Raw genomic sequence first — 13,344 nt, 5'->3', positions numbered from 1 at the left:
GACGGTGTCGAGCCCCCCGCCGTGCTTGTAGCCCACGCGCTCCAGGCGTCCGGTGCGGCTGAAGCCCAGGCGCTCATGGAGGGCGATGGACGCGGCGGCCTGGGCCCCGTCGGGGGTGTCGGCGATGACGGCGACGATGCTCTGGAGCCGGGCCCCGGCGCACGCCTCCACCAGGGAGCCGAGCAGAAGGGTGCCCAGTCCGGCGCCGGTGCGCCCGGGGGCGAGGTAGACGGAGTCCTCCACCGTGAACCGGTAGGCGGACTTGGGCTTCCAGGGGGCCGCCAGGGCGTACCCGGCGACCTCGCCCCCGGCCTCGGCCACCAGGAACGGCAGACCGCGCTCACGGAGGTCGAGGAGGCGGGCCCGCCAGGCGGCGGTGTCGGGCACCTGTTCATCGAAGGTGGCGACGGTCTCGGCGACATAGTGGGCGTAGACGGCGGCGACGGCCTCCATGTCGGCCTTCTCCGCCGGTCGCACACGCGGTTCCATGCGGCTCCTCGGTGGTCAGGGGGCCATCCTGTGTCGCTCCGGTCCGCCGGATCCTACGCCCCCGCCGCGCGCGCCCGCACGCGCCCGGTCAATTGTCCGTGAAAGCCGCCGGGACCGCGCCCCCCAGGTCCGACGGGCGCATCCGGAAGACCTGCAGCGTGGCGCCGTAGTACTTGTCGGTCTCGCCCACCCATTCCATGCCGATGCGGCGGGCGGTGGCGGCGGCGCGCTCGTTGTCGGGGCGGGCGACGGCGAACAGCTCCTCAAGCCCCTGCTCGAACGCCCACCCGGCCAGCGCACGGGCCGCCTCGCTGGCGTAGCCGCTCCCCCAGGCGTCGGGACGCAGGTGCCAGCTCAGCTCGAAGTCCTCCTCGTAGGGCGGCAGCTGGCGCAGCGCCAGGCCGCCGATGACCTCCCCGTCGGACTCGCGGACGACCGCCCATCGCCCGGCCGGGGTGACCAGGTTGGGCTGGGCCTCGATCCAGGCCTGCAGGACCGAGCGCATGGCCTCTTCGTCGCCGACCGTGCTCATCTCCGGGGTGAGGCGGCCCGCCACTTTCTCGACCCCGTATATCCGCAGCGCGGCAGGCGCGTCGTCGGGCGCCCATTCGCGGATGCGGAGCCGTTGGGTGCGCAACTCGGACGTCATGGAGAAATGCTAGACGACCCCCTTTCACGCGAAGGTAAAGGGCTCTTGGAACTTTTCGGTGCGCCCGGATCACTCCGCGCGGGCGTCGTAGGCGGAGCGGTTGTCCAGGACCTCGTCCATGTGCGCCTCCGCCCAACGCTTCACCTCCCCCACCACCCGGTGGAGGGACAGCCCGAGGCCGGTCAGCTCGTAGGTGACGGTGACCGGGACGGTCGCGGTCACCGTCCGCACCACGAGGCCGTCGCGCTCCAGTGACCGGAGGGTCTGGGTGAGCATCTTCTGGCTGACCCCCGCCAGGCGGCGGGCGAGCTCCGAGTACCGCATGGCGCGCGGCGCCTCGGCGCAGTCGGAACCCGGGGGGTGCGGGCCGCCGCTGCCCAGGGCCGCCAGGACGAGCGCCACCCACTTGTCGGAGATCCGGTCGAGGAGCTGCCGACTGGGGCACGCCGCGAGGAACGCGTCGTAGTCCGCCTTGGCCTGCGCCCGCCGCTGTGCCGCCGTCGTCGTCGCCATCGCCGATCCCTTTCGCATCGGATGGTGCGTTACGCACTTCAAAGTGCCTACTTCCGATAAGAGAGTTACCCCACCAGTGTGGAGCCCGGCAACCGAAGGACACCACTCTGGAGAGCCGCCGTGACAGAAGCGAAGAACGTCGTCCGCACCGCCGTCGTCCGCATCCCGGGCGGACCCGACGCGATCGAGGTCATCGAGGTCCCGGTCGCCGACCCCGGCCCCGGCGAGGTCCGGGTCCGGGTCGCTGCCGCGTCGGTGAACCCGGTCGATCTCGCGGTCGCCGGGGGCGTGTTCCACACCATGGGCGCCATCGACCAGCCCGAGCACACCGGACTGGGCTGGGACTTCGCCGGGACCGTCGAGGCCGTGGGCCCCGGCGCCGGGTTCGCGCCGGGCGCACGGGTGGCGGGGCTGGTGCCCGGCTTCGACCGGGACTTCGGCACCTACGCCGAGTTGCTGGTCGTCCCGGGCGCCGACCTCGCCGAGGTCCCCGACGGGGTCGGGCTCACCGAGGCGGCCACGGTGCCGCTCAACGCGCTGACCGCGGCGCAGATCGCCGACCTGCTCGGCGACGCGCCCGCCGAGTCCGACCGGCTCCTGGTGACCGGTGCGGCCGGAGCGGTCGGCGGGCACCTCGCCGTGCTCGCGCAGGAGCGCGGCTGGCCGGTGACCGGGCTGGCGCGTCCGGCCGACGCGGACTTCGTCCGGGCACGCGGCGCCGCGTTCACCGACCGCGCCGAACCCGGGTGGGACGCGGTCGCCGACACGGCCGCCCTGAAGGCGGACGCCCTGGCCCTGGTCCGGGACGGCGGGAGCTACGTCGGCGTCCTGCCGGGCGGGGCGCCGGACGCCGAGCGGGGGATCATGGTGCGGACCGTGTCCGTCACCCCGGACGGGGCCCGGCTCGCCGGGCTGCTCGCCCGGACCGCGACCGGGGAGCTTCCGGCCCGCGTCCAGGAGGTGCTGCCGCTGGAACGCGCCGCGGACGCCCACCGGGCGATGGCCAAGGGCGGGGTGCGCGGGCGCATCGTGCTGACCCCTTGAGTCGGGGCTCCCCTTCCCCTGGGCGGCGCGGTGCGAAGACGGGCGAAGGGGCGGGGGCGGCCCCGACGATCGGCGGCGCGCCGTCCCCGCATCACCGACTTAGGGCGGCGGTGATGACCGACCCCCACCTCGGTCGTACCTCGGGTTGGTCCCGCAGAGCGACGCGCCGGACGGTGGCCGCTCCCTAGCGTTGAATCCGTCATCGCGACCGGAACGCCCCAGGGATTGGATGCCGCGCCATGCTCGTGCACACCGCCGCCGCCACCGCTCTATTCGCCGACCTCGGCCAGGTCGGCGGTGCGGCCCTGCTCGCCCTCGTCACCGTGGGCCTGCTGGCCTACGTCGCATTCATCGTCGCCGCGTTCATCGGCAGCCTCACCTCACGGCTGGACGCGGGGATGAAGGTGGTGTGGGCCCTGTTCATCATCTGCGCGCCGTTCCTGGGCGCGCTGTGCTGGTTCATCGTCGGCAGGAGGAGCGCGGCCGCCGTGGCGCACTGACGCCCCCGCCCGGGTCGGACGACCGCGCCCCGCCNCCGCCCGGGGTCGGCGGCGGCATCGGCTAGGAGGACCGGTCGGACCCGGGCGCCCCGTCCGCGCGCATCAGGAGGTGGCCGCGCCGGAACCGCTCCTCTTCGAGCGGCTCCCGCAGCATCCGGCCGACCTCGGTGAAGCCTGCCGTGCCCGCCGCGGCCGCCATCTCCTCGACCGGCCACCGGTAGGCGGTGGCGACCGCGTGGTCGAACGGGGCCACCGGGCCGCCCTCGGCCTCGAAGAAGGCGAGCAGCAGGTGGCCGCCGGGCGCCAGGACACGGCGGAACTCGGCGAGGTAGGCGGGCACCTCCTCCGGCGGCAGGTGGATGAGCGAGTACCAGGAGACGGCGCCGGCCAGCGCCCCGTCGGCCGCGTCCAGGTCGCCCATGGAGCCCACCCGGAACGCGACGCCGGGCACTTCCCTGCGGGCGATGGCGACCAGGGCCGGGGACAGGTCCACACCGCAGACGTCCAGACCCAGATCGCGCAGGTGGCCGGTGACCTCGCCCGATCCGCTCCCCAGCTCGATGACGGGCCCGGCGCCCCGGACCAGGTCGGCGAAGGCGGAGATCACCGCCCGGTCCAGGGGGAGGCAGGCCAGGGCGCCGCGGGCGTGGTCGGCGTAGAGGTCGGCGAGGCCGTCGTAGGCGTCGGCGGTGGCCCGCAGGTGGTCGGTCGTTCGGGAGGATTCGTTCACGGCGGGGGAGACTACTCCCCCTCGCGCAGGGCCGGTGCCCCGCCCGCCTCCGCCGCGCCGGCCGCATCCGCCGGTGCGCGGCGCCGGTCGAGGGCGCCCGAGGCCGCTGTCACCCCGAACGCGAGTACCGCCATCGCGGCGCCGACGAGCAGCGGCGAGGTGAGCCCGAGCCCGGCGTCGATGGTCCATCCGGCGAGGGAGGAGCCGACGGCGATCCCGGCGTTGGCGGCCGATGAGGCCACGGCCGAGGCGAGCACCGGGGCGCCCTCGGCCTTGTCGATCACCCGGGCCATGAAGCCGGGGACGGTGGCGAACCCGGCCCCGCCCACCAGGGCGAGCAGAGCGGCGGCCGCCACCGGGTACTGCGCGGCCAGAGTGAAGGCCACGAGGACGGCGGCGAGTGCGGCCTGGGCGACCAGCAGGGTGGGCACCTGGGCGCGGTCGGCGAGGCGCCCGCCGACCAGGTTCCCGGCCACCAGCCCGACTCCGAAGAGCATGAGCAGCGGCGTCAGCAGGCCCGCGGAGAACCCGGCGACGTCGGTCATCAGCGGTGAGACGTAGCTGAAGGCCGCGAACAGGGCGCCGATGCTCAGTCCGGCGGTGGCCAGCGCCAGCCACACCTGGCCGCGGGCGAAGACGGCCAGCTCGTCGCGGAGGCGGGCGGGCGCGGCGTCCCGCCCGCCCGGCACCAGCAGGACCAGGCCCACCAGGCTGAGGACGCCCAGGGCGGCGATGGCCCAGAAGGTGGCGCGCCAGTCGACGGCCTGGCCGATCCAGGTTCCCATGGGGGCGCCGAAGACGTTGGCGACGGTCAGGCCGGTGAAGACCGTCGCGATCGCCTGGGAGCGGCGGGCGGGGGCGACCGCGTCGGCGGCGACCGCGGAGCCGATGCCGAGGAAGGCGCCGTGGCAGACGGCGGCCAGGACGCGCCCGGCCATCAGGGTGCCGTAGCCGGGTGCCAGGGCGGACAGGGCGTTCCCCGCGATGAAGAAGCCGAGCAGGACGAGCAGCATCGTCTTGCGGGGCATGCGGGTGGCGGCGGCGGTGAACAGCGGGCCGCCGACGACGACGCCCAGGGCGTAGCCGGAGATGAGCAGGCCCGCGGTGGTGAGGGTGACCGACATGTCGTCGGCGACCTCGGGAAGCAGGCCCATGATCACGAACTCGGTGGTGCCGATGCCGAAGGCGGCGAGCATCAGCGCGAACACGGCGAGGGGCATCCGTACTCCTTGGGGCCGGTTCCGCGGGGTCGGCGGGGACCGGCGGACGGCGGTCGGGACCCCGGGACCGGGGTCTGCGTCGCCGCAATAGTTGCACAGACGTATTTTGTATTTCAAATGATTGCAGAGACGTCCTTTGCATGGAAGGTAGGTGCACGGGCCGGGTATCCTGGCGCAAAGTCCGTCACAGCAAGGAGTCCCGGCATGGGCGCGCCCTCCCCCTCCTCGGCCGACCCCCGGATCGACGAGCCGACCCCGCTGGAGGCGCGCTGGCGCAGCCTGCGCCTGTTCGAGGCCCGCGTCCGGGAGCGCCTGGAGCGCGCGCTGGAGCCGCACGGGCTGACGTGCTCGGAGTACTCGGCGCTGTCGGCCCTGCACTACTCCGACGACGACGGGCACCTGCGCCAGCAGTTCCTGGCCGAGGCCATCCCCATCGGCCAGAGCTCCCTCAGCAGGATGGTCGGCCGCCTGGAGCGGGCGGGGCTGACCGAGCGCTACCACTGCTCCAACGACCGGCGCGGGGTCTACACGCAGATCACCGAGTTGGGGCGGCGGAAGGTCGAGGAGGCACGGGAGAGCTACGCGCAGGCCCTCGAAGAGGCCGTGGCCGAGGAGGGCGGCGACGAGACGCGGGCCGAGCTCGTCGCGCTACTGCTGAAGTGACGCCGGCGCCCAGGCGGCCAGCGCGGCGAAGTCGCCGGGGGTCAGGCCGACGGCGGGGTCGACGCGGTGCAGCAGGGCGGGCGCGTCGTGGTGGTCGGCGACGAAGGCCCGGTCGGCGTCGTCGATGTCGTCGTCGACCCAGGCGAAGGGGCGCCCGCGGGCGCGGTCCACCAGTGTCGGCGTTTTGAAGGAGAGCGCCCCGTAGGCGGGCGCGGACTCGGGCCATTCCACGACCGGCAGGCGGGGCAGGCCGAGCAGCGGGGAGAGCACGTCGTTCGCGGCGTGCTCCCAGGTGGTGGCCCAGACGAGGGTGTAGGGCAGGTCGAGAAGGGCGCGCCCGTGGCCGGGGTGGAGCAGGACACCGGACAGGCCGAGGGAGCGGTACCCGGCCCGGTGGAGGGCGTCCCGTGCGGCGGCATAGGGGTTAAGGGGCCCATCCACATCCAGGAAGAGCAGGGGCGCGGTCACAGTCCTCCTTAGGCGGGCTCCTCAAGGCGAACGAGGCGTCGGGAGCACCGCCCGAACGACCTCCTATCGGTGATCCTCCCCTGCCGCTGCCCGATCGCACGGGGAGCACTCCCCGTTGACGCCCACGCCACGCGAATGGGACCAGCCGGGATCAGCCCCGGAAGAGGCCTCCGGGGGGCGTCGGCCGCTCGGCGCCCGACAGAGCGTGGCCGTCGCGCCCGCCTGCGCGACGATCCTCGGGGGTCCGCTTCGCCGTGTTCCCCGCCCTCAGAGGGCCCTGGCGGCGGGCCTGGTGACCACGGTCTCGGCCTGGCCGCCCTCGCCGTCGGCGTGCTGCGCACCACCGCCGACGGGGCGGCCCGTCACGGCACGGACGGAGTCACAGGCCCTCGACCGGGGCGCCCATGGCATGGTGGCCGCCGTCGACGTGCAGGGTGGTCGCGGTGATCCCCCGCGCGGCGGGCGACATCAGGAAGAGGGCGGGCCCGGCGACGACCGAGGCGTCGGAGGTGTCCCACCCGACGGGGGCCGACTCGCCCCACCGGTCGGCGATCCGGTCGAAGCCGGGGATGGAGCCGCCCGCGAGGGACTTGATCGGACCGGCCGCCAGAGCGTTGACGCGGATGTTCTGCGGCCCGAGGTCGCGGGCGAGGTACTTGGTGCTGTTCTCCAGGACGGCCTTGGCGCTGCCCATCCAGTCGTAGACGGGCCAGGCGCGGCTCGCGTCGAAGGTCAGGGAGACCACCCCGGCGCCGTCGGGCGCCTCGGCCATGAGGTCGCGGAAGCCGACGGCGAGGGCCTTGAGCGAGTACCCCGAGACGTGGACGGCCGTGGCGACGTCCTCCCAGTCGGTCTCCAGGAAGTTGCCGCCCAGGGCCTCGGCCGGAGCGTAGGCGATGGAGTGCAGGAGGCCGTCGACGTGGTCCCAGTGCCCGGCGACGGCTTTGGCGGCGGCGGTGACCTGGTCCGGGTCGGTGACGTCGAGGCCCAGGATGTCGACCGGTTCGGCGGGGAGGCGCTTGGCGATGCGCTCCAGGATGGAGAGCTGGCGGCCCGGCGGGTTGGAGAGGATGACCTCGTGGCCCTGCTTCATCGCCTCCTCTGCGACGGCGAAGGCGATGGAGGACTGGGTGGTGATGCCGGTGATGAGCAGTTTCACGGGACTCCCTCGGAGGCGTTGGTGCCGGTGGTGGCACCGTAGCCAGGCCGGGGGCCGGGAGGCGTTCGCGCGTGTGCACAAACTTCGGGCGGGGAAGTTTGAACGGCTGCACCGGAGGGCGCCGGCCGATGGGGGCAACTCTGGGCACTCGGCGCCGGGGGCACCCGTGTCCGACCGGGGCCCTCCGCGCCTGCGCCACCCTGACCAGGGCCTTCATTGAGGTCGTGGATGCTCCTTCCGTCGCCCGTCGCCCGTCGCCCGTCGGCACGGTCGTCACGGATCTGATCCGGGCCCGGCCGCCGTCGGGGTCCGGACCACCGATGGCGCAAACGGCGGCCGAAGGCCACGTCGCTCCAGCGCGCACCACCGCCCCGCCCGCGCAGGGCGGGCCCGGCGCCGCCCCCCTTCTCCGTCCCCCGCCCCCCTCGGACCGCTGCTACGCTGACTTTAGCTCTAAAATTTAGGGCTGAAGTCAGCGTGGCGAGAGGAGGGTCTCCCATGGCCCGCACGATCGTGGTCAGCGGCGGCGGCACCGGTATCGGCAAGGCGGTGGCCGCCCGCTTCGCCTCCGACGGGGACCGGGTGGTGGTCATCGGCCGCCGGTCCGACGTCCTCCACCGGGCCGCCGAGGAGGTCGGCGGCACCGCGCTGCCCGCCGACCTCGGCGACCCCGCGCAGGTCGAGCGCGTCCGCGACGAACTGGCCGAGCGCTTCGGCACCGTCGACGTCCTGGTCAACAACGCCGGGGGCAACGTCGAGATCGGCGACGGCGCCGCGGACGGCCCCAAGGACACGGCCCGCCGGTGGACGGGCAACTTCCACGCCAACGTCCTCACGTCGGTGCTGCCGACCGAGGCCCTGCGCGACCTGTTCTCCCCCTCCGCCCGGATCGTGTTCGTCTCCTCGATCGCGGCCTACCGCGGCTCGGGCGGCGGCTCCTACGGGTCGATGAAGGCGGCCCTGCACCCCTACGCCTACGACCTGGCCGCCGACCTGGGCCCACGCGGCATCACGGTCAACGTCGTCGCCCCGGGTCTGATCGACGACACCGAGTTCTTCGGCGGCGGGCTGGACGGCGAGCGCCACGCCGCGCTGGTGGCGCAGACCAGCACCGGCCGGGCCGGGACCCCCGACGACGTCGCCGAGACGGTCCACTGGCTCGCCTCGCCCGGCGCGCGGCACGTCACCGCCCAGATCGTCCAGGTGAACGGCGGCGCCGAGAATGGCCGCTGAACCGGCCGGGCCCCCGCGCGACGGCGCCGACGCCATCCAGGACGCCTGGCAGCGCGAGCTGCCGGGCGTCCCGGTGGAGTCGATCGGGATCATCACCCGGGTGTGGTGGGCGGCCAAGGTGTTCGGCGACGAGCGCCGCCGCCTCCTCGCCGACCTGGGCGTGGACATGGCGGCCCTCGACCTGCTCTCCACACTCCGGCGCTCCGGGCCGCCCTACCGGATGAGCCCCGGGGAACTCGCCGAGGAGTGCCGGGTGACGCCCGGGGCGATCACGCAGCGTGTGGCGCGGGCGTCCGAGGCGGGGCTGGTCGAGCGGAGCACGAGCGGATCCGGCTACCACGCGCGCGCGGTGGCCCTGACCGATGCGGGGTCCGCTCTGCTCGACCGCGTGGTCGCCGACCTGCTCACGACCGAGGAGCGCCTGGTGGCCCACCTGCCCCCCGAGCGCCGGGAGCTGCTGGCCGACCTGCTGCGCGAACTCCTCTCCGGCCTCGGCGGCCCGCCCCCGGCAGGCCAGGTCGGCGACCGGGCCGATTGAAGACGCCCGTCCGGACGGAGTGCCGGTCCGGAACAGGGCGGCAAGGCGGGACCGCCGGGCGCCGCGCGGTGGGGCGCGGAGCCCGGCGGTGCCCTGGCAGGTCCCCCGAGGACGTGCCCGGTCCCCGTGGGACGTGCCCGCCGACCCGGTCGGACGGAATCGGGGCCGGGGCGCGCCCCGGGAGCGACATCCTCGGCCCCCTGGCGGGGCCCGGCTCAGCGGCCAGGCGGGCCCGGCCCGAAACGGTGTTCCGAGGAGACCACCGTGACGGTCCTCCCCTCCCCCGACCGCTCCCGGCCGCGGCCGCCGCGCCGCGCCGATGCTCGCCTCCGCCCTCGTCCCGGCGACGGCAGCCCCCGCACCGGTAGCCGCGGCCCCCAGGCCGACGGCCTGTTCGCCGTGCCCGGAAACGGGAGCGGCGCCGAACTCGGCGACGGACCCCCGGAGCAACGGCAACCCGTGGGACATCGGCGGACCGTGGAACCGGCGAGCGCCGCCCCCGCCGCCGTCACCGGCCGCGCGCCTCCGACGGTGGATCCCCTCGTCCGACTTCCTCGTCCCCTCGGACGGATCGGACGCCGGTACACGCCTCCGAGCGCGAGCCCCGGGACCGGTGCGGTCTGTCAGGTGCTCTTCCCCCAGGTCAGCGTCACCGTGATCTGGGCCTCGCCCGCGGTGCGGGCCACCACCACCCCGGCATCGGCGGAGAACTTCATTCCGAACTCCGCCGTCACCGTGTCCGGGCGCACCCGCATGCCCGCCAGCCTCCCGGTGATCGCCTCCGCCATCGGGCGGATGCGGTCCATCGCCGCCTCGAAGGACTCCGAGAGCCGGGTGACCTGCGTATGGTCCCCGCCCGCCGCGGGGATCAGGTCACCGGGCAGCGGATCGACCTCCACGCGCACCGTCCCGGCGCCGTCGGTGCCGTCCGCGCCGTCGGTGCCTCCGGTGCCCTCGATCGGCACGTCCAGATAGTGGGCCATGCGACCTCTCCCCGTTCCCGTCGTCCGTCTCGCGGTGTCCCGCTCATCCGCCGAATGTGCACACGCCGTCGGCGACCGCCGCGGCGGGCAGGCCGCTCCGTTCGGCCCGGGTCAGCTCCCGGTCCCCGGCCACCGCGCACACGTGCCGCATCCACTCCTCCGGGTCGAGGGAGTAGATCTGGGCCCCGCCGTAGGCGCCCCCGGTCAGCATCAGTTCCTCCTCGCCGTGCACGACCACGACCTTGCTGTCGCTGGCCCACGGAAGCGGCAGTGTGTTCCGTTCCTCACCGGAGAAGTCCCACATGCGGAGCATCTCGCCATCCGTGACCACGATGGCGGGGAGGTCGCTGGGGACCGCCGACAGCCCGAACCCCTCGACGAGGGTGGCCTCCCGACGGGGCGTCCTCCCGTCCAGCCGCCACAGCTCCACCTGCCAGCCGTCGTCCGCGTCGAAGGAGTAGGCGACACCGTGCCCCGCGTCGTCGGGGTCGTGGTGGAAGGCGGCCAGCACGCCCCCGGTCGGCAACGGTTCCGTGCCGGTGCGCTCACCGGTGCGGGCGTCCCACGTCTGCAGTGACGCACCGTCCGGGCCGACAACGCGGTAGACCAGGGGGCGGCCCGGGATCTCGTCCATCGCCAGCGGCATGCGGCCGCCGCCGGGGGCCTCGCTCTCCGGCAGGGGGACGGTGAAGGCGGGGCCAATGGGGTCCCCGTCGTCCAGCGCGTAGGCGCGCGCCCGCCCGGAGTCCTCCACGAGCAGCATGTGCTCATCGTCATGGGCCACCCGGGCCTGGGGCCGGTCCGATCCGGGCAGGTCCACGTCCCACAGGCGCTCACGGGTCCCGGTCGCGTGCACCTGGACCCGTTCTCTGCCCGCGAGCACCAGGTACTCCTCGCCCGCCGAGGCGGAGGCCGCATCGGGGAGGTCGATCGCGTCGAGCCGTTCGCCCTCGAGGTCCCATATCTCCACACCGTCACCGCGCGGGGGTCCGCCTTCGTTCTGGAAGGGGTTGCGCAGGGTGAGGACGAGGTCGCCGTCGCCGGAGAGGGTGAGCCCCAGGGTGTCGAGGCGGCCGGAAAGGCCCTCCGGGTCGACGGTGCCGATGCCGACCCCCGTGTAGTCCCCGCCGATGTGGGCCGCGCGCAGCAGGCCCGACCCCGCGGACGCGGGCACCACGGGGAACCCGTCCGCGTACGGGGCGGCGCCGGCGACCACCTCTCCGGTGCCGGTGTCGAGGTAGTACAGGGTCCCCGTGCTCCCCGAGGCCGCGGCGAAGCGGCCACCGGGGTCGAGGCCGATCATCTCGTCGCACCCGACAGGGGCGGTGAACCGCTCACCGGTGTCGGCCTCGGCGGGGCGGTACACCGAGACCTCGCTTTCCGCAGGTTCGCCGAGCGATCCCCCGATGGGCGCCTCAGGGCAGGTCATCAGGGTGGATTCGCGCCCTCCGGGAGCGAAGCGGGTGATGAGTCCTTCCGGCGGTGACAGCTCGAACACCGAGGCCTCCAGCACCGTGCGGGTCCCCTCCTCCAGATCGACGGCCAGCGGCTCATCGAATCCCGCACCGCTGCCGCTCCCGCCCTCCACGTAGAGCGTCTGCTCGGACAGCTTGAGGGAGGGGGACCGCCCGCCGCTGGAGTCGGCGGGCAGCCGGAGCACCTCCTCGGCCGCACGGTCGGCGGTGTGGACGGCGACCTCCTCTTCTGCGAGGTCGTAGAACGCCACATAGGTCCCCTCCGGCGAGAGCGCGAGCGCGTGCGAGCCGACCGCCTCACCGGATTCGAGGGGGAACGTCGCCAGGCGCCCGCCGTCGGCGTCGTGGACCCGCACGCCGTCGGGCACGCTCAGCGCCGTACGGGAGCCGTCGGCCGACAGGGCGCTGCCGACCGCGGCGGCGCCGCTGAGCTCCTCCTCCGCGTACCCCTCGGCGGTGCGCCGCCACAGGTGGACGCGGTCCCTTGACAGCATCCCCACCCGGTCGAGGCCGCGGGTCAGGTCGGCCCCGATCCCCTCGATTCCCTCCGGTTCGGGCGGGGTGAGCAGCCGGTCCAGGTCGCGAGTCTGCAGGTAGGCCGTGAACAACACCTCGGTCGCCGCCTGGGTGGGGGCCGTCCGGTAGGCGGCCACGGCCTGCAGCAACGTGGCCTCGCTCTGCCTGTAGGCCTCCTTGACCCGGGCCGCGATCTGCTGCGAGGCGGACACCCGCTCCCCCTCCCCCGCCTGGCGCCGCCACGCCTCGGCGGCCAGTGTCGCGACGAGGAGGACCACCATCAGGGCGCTGAGGCCGACGGTCCACAGCCGTTTGCGGGTGCGGCGCCGCCGCTCCTGGTCGGCGGAGGCGGCGAGGTAGCGGCGCTCGGCCGGGCCCAGGTCGCCGGTCCGGTCGCGGGCGGCCTCCCGGCCCCGGGCCAGGGCCGGTCCGCGCAGCAGCAGCGACGCGTCCCGCCCCGACCGCGACCAGCGCTCGGCGTCGCCGCGCAGCTCGTCCTGCCAGGTGAGGAAGGCGCGATCCGCGTCGACCCATGCGCGCAGGCGGGTCCAGTGGGCGATGACCGCGTCGTGGGTGAAGCGCACGGCGGCCCGGTCGCCGCTCCCCTGGGCGGCGAGGAGCCCGTCGACGGCCGGCCTGCGCACCAGGTCGGCCTCGGCCTCGCCCAGCTCGGCCACGGGCACCGAGCGCCCCACCGGCGGGGCGTCGCGCAGCACTCGGACCATGCGCAGGAACAGGCCGCGGGCCACGCCCTTGTCCTCTTCTCCGAGCCGCTCCCAGATCCGCTCGGCGTAGCCGTCGACGGCGCCGCTCAGTCCGTGCAGCTCGTCGTAGGCCTGGTGGTCGATCACCCCGGCGGCGGTCCTGCGGTCCCACAGGCGCGCCAGGGTGAGCTGGAGCAGCGGCAGCGGCGGGGTGTCGGGGGCCCAGCCCCGGGCGGCGTCCAGGAGGCGCGGGACCATGCCGGGGGCGAAGGAGGCCCCCGGCGGCAGGGGCCCCTCGATGGCCCGCCGGAGCTGGTCGTCGTTCATGCGCGGGACGTCGTGCAGCTGCCAGGGGGCGTCCTCGGCCCGGGCCCCGTGCCCGGCCTCGGGGGCGATCCCGAGCCGTTCGCGCACGGCGTCCAGGTGGTCCGAGCGCACGGCGAACAGGCAGCGCGGCCCG

14 protein-coding genes are annotated in these 13,344 nt (G+C 74.7%); 5 read left to right on the top strand and 9 right to left on the bottom strand.

Annotated features, from left to right (window positions below; translation table 11 throughout):
• From D476_RS0117705 to D476_RS0117695, 3 genes are all read right to left on the bottom strand, one after another.
• Positions 1-489, bottom strand: a 489-nt coding sequence (locus D476_RS0117705) for a GNAT family N-acetyltransferase (RefSeq protein WP_017625271.1), incomplete at its 3' end; no start/stop codon positions are given.
• Positions 490-577: 88 nt separating this feature from the next.
• Positions 578-1,138 carry a GNAT family N-acetyltransferase gene (locus D476_RS33670; protein WP_051061779.1) on the bottom strand — a complete coding sequence of 187 codons (561 nt, stop codon included), beginning with the start codon at positions 1,136-1,138 and terminating at the stop codon, positions 578-580.
• Between the two features lie 69 nt (positions 1,139-1,207).
• Positions 1,208-1,651: a winged helix-turn-helix transcriptional regulator gene (locus D476_RS0117695; protein ID WP_017625269.1), complete on the bottom strand. Its 444-nt coding sequence runs from the start codon at positions 1,649-1,651 to the stop codon at positions 1,208-1,210.
• A 120-nt stretch (positions 1,652-1,771) separates the two neighbouring features.
• Here D476_RS0117695 and D476_RS0117690 point away from each other — a divergent pair, with 120 nt between their 5' ends.
• Positions 1,772-2,695, top strand: coding sequence for an NADP-dependent oxidoreductase (locus tag D476_RS0117690; RefSeq protein WP_017625268.1), 924 nt, complete (start codon positions 1,772-1,774; stop codon positions 2,693-2,695).
• A gap of 239 nt (positions 2,696-2,934) precedes the next feature.
• Positions 2,935-3,195, top strand: coding sequence for a PLD nuclease N-terminal domain-containing protein (locus D476_RS0117685; protein ID WP_017625267.1), 261 nt, complete (start codon positions 2,935-2,937; stop codon positions 3,193-3,195).
• Between the two features lie 61 nt (positions 3,196-3,256).
• On the opposite strand, the gene D476_RS0117680 is transcribed toward D476_RS0117685, so the two are convergent.
• A complete protein-coding gene (locus D476_RS0117680) occupies positions 3,257-3,925 on the bottom strand; it encodes a class I SAM-dependent methyltransferase (protein ID WP_017625266.1) in 669 nt (222 codons plus the stop codon).
• A gap of 11 nt (positions 3,926-3,936) precedes the next feature.
• Entirely contained in the window at positions 3,937-5,145 is a 1,209-nt protein-coding gene (locus tag D476_RS0117675) for an MFS transporter (protein WP_017625265.1), read from the bottom strand.
• A gap of 204 nt (positions 5,146-5,349) precedes the next feature.
• Here D476_RS0117675 and D476_RS0117670 point away from each other — a divergent pair, with 204 nt between their 5' ends.
• On the top strand, positions 5,350-5,808 hold the full coding sequence (locus tag D476_RS0117670) for a MarR family winged helix-turn-helix transcriptional regulator (protein WP_017625264.1): 459 nt from the start codon (positions 5,350-5,352) through the stop codon (positions 5,806-5,808).
• On the opposite strand, the gene D476_RS0117665 is transcribed toward D476_RS0117670, so the two are convergent.
• Together D476_RS0117665 and fabI are read right to left on the bottom strand one after the other, a co-directional pair.
• Positions 5,794-6,276 carry an HAD domain-containing protein gene (locus tag D476_RS0117665; RefSeq protein WP_017625263.1) on the bottom strand — a complete coding sequence of 161 codons (483 nt, stop codon included), beginning with the start codon at positions 6,274-6,276 and terminating at the stop codon, positions 5,794-5,796. The two genes, D476_RS0117670 and D476_RS0117665, sit on opposite strands and share 15 nt — an antisense overlap.
• 379 nt (positions 6,277-6,655) lie before the next feature.
• Complete coding sequence (gene fabI / locus D476_RS0117660) at positions 6,656-7,435, bottom strand: enoyl-ACP reductase FabI (protein ID WP_017625262.1); 780 nt, start codon at positions 7,433-7,435, stop codon at positions 6,656-6,658.
• Positions 7,436-7,933: 498 nt separating this feature from the next.
• On the opposite strand from fabI, the gene D476_RS0117655 reads away from it, so the two are divergent.
• Together D476_RS0117655 and D476_RS0117650 are read left to right on the top strand one after the other, a co-directional pair.
• The gene (locus tag D476_RS0117655; RefSeq protein ID WP_017625261.1) at positions 7,934-8,668 is read left to right on the top strand and encodes an SDR family NAD(P)-dependent oxidoreductase; all 735 of its coding nucleotides are present in this window, start codon (positions 7,934-7,936) and stop codon (positions 8,666-8,668) included.
• Entirely contained in the window at positions 8,658-9,206 is a 549-nt protein-coding gene (locus D476_RS0117650) for a MarR family winged helix-turn-helix transcriptional regulator (protein WP_017625260.1), read from the top strand. The genes D476_RS0117655 and D476_RS0117650 overlap by 11 nt, the downstream gene beginning before the upstream one ends.
• Positions 9,207-9,829: 623 nt before the next feature.
• Here the strand turns inward: D476_RS0117650 and D476_RS0117645 are convergent.
• Positions 9,830-10,189: a CU044_2847 family protein gene (locus tag D476_RS0117645; RefSeq protein ID WP_017625259.1), complete on the bottom strand. Its 360-nt coding sequence runs from the start codon at positions 10,187-10,189 to the stop codon at positions 9,830-9,832.
• A 43-nt stretch (positions 10,190-10,232) separates the two neighbouring features.
• Positions 10,233-13,344: nSTAND1 domain-containing NTPase (locus D476_RS37985; protein ID WP_017625258.1), on the bottom strand; the 3,112-nt coding region annotated here is incomplete at its 5' end.

The organism is Nocardiopsis chromatogenes YIM 90109, from assembly GCF_000341185.1.
GTDB lineage: Bacteria > Actinomycetota > Actinomycetes > Streptosporangiales > Streptosporangiaceae > Nocardiopsis_A > Nocardiopsis_A chromatogenes.
Note: the sequence above shows the minus strand (reverse complement) of the source record. Positions and strands in the feature narration are given on the sequence as shown.

Coding starts and splice junctions, on each gene's coding strand:
- D476_RS0117650 (WP_017625260.1), top strand. CDS start 8,658: ATGGCCGCTGAACCGGCCGGGCCCCCGCGCGACGGCGCCGACGCCATC.
- D476_RS33670 (WP_051061779.1), bottom strand. CDS start 1,138: ATGACGTCCGAGTTGCGCACCCAACGGCTCCGCATCCGCGAATGGGCG.
- D476_RS0117695 (WP_017625269.1), bottom strand. CDS start 1,651: ATGGCGACGACGACGGCGGCACAGCGGCGGGCGCAGGCCAAGGCGGAC.
- D476_RS0117670 (WP_017625264.1), top strand. CDS start 5,350: ATGGGCGCGCCCTCCCCCTCCTCGGCCGACCCCCGGATCGACGAGCCG.
- D476_RS0117675 (WP_017625265.1), bottom strand. CDS start 5,145: ATGCCCCTCGCCGTGTTCGCGCTGATGCTCGCCGCCTTCGGCATCGGC.
- D476_RS0117685 (WP_017625267.1), top strand. CDS start 2,935: ATGCTCGTGCACACCGCCGCCGCCACCGCTCTATTCGCCGACCTCGGC.
- D476_RS0117645 (WP_017625259.1), bottom strand. CDS start 10,189: ATGGCCCACTATCTGGACGTGCCGATCGAGGGCACCGGAGGCACCGAC.
- D476_RS0117655 (WP_017625261.1), top strand. CDS start 7,934: ATGGCCCGCACGATCGTGGTCAGCGGCGGCGGCACCGGTATCGGCAAG.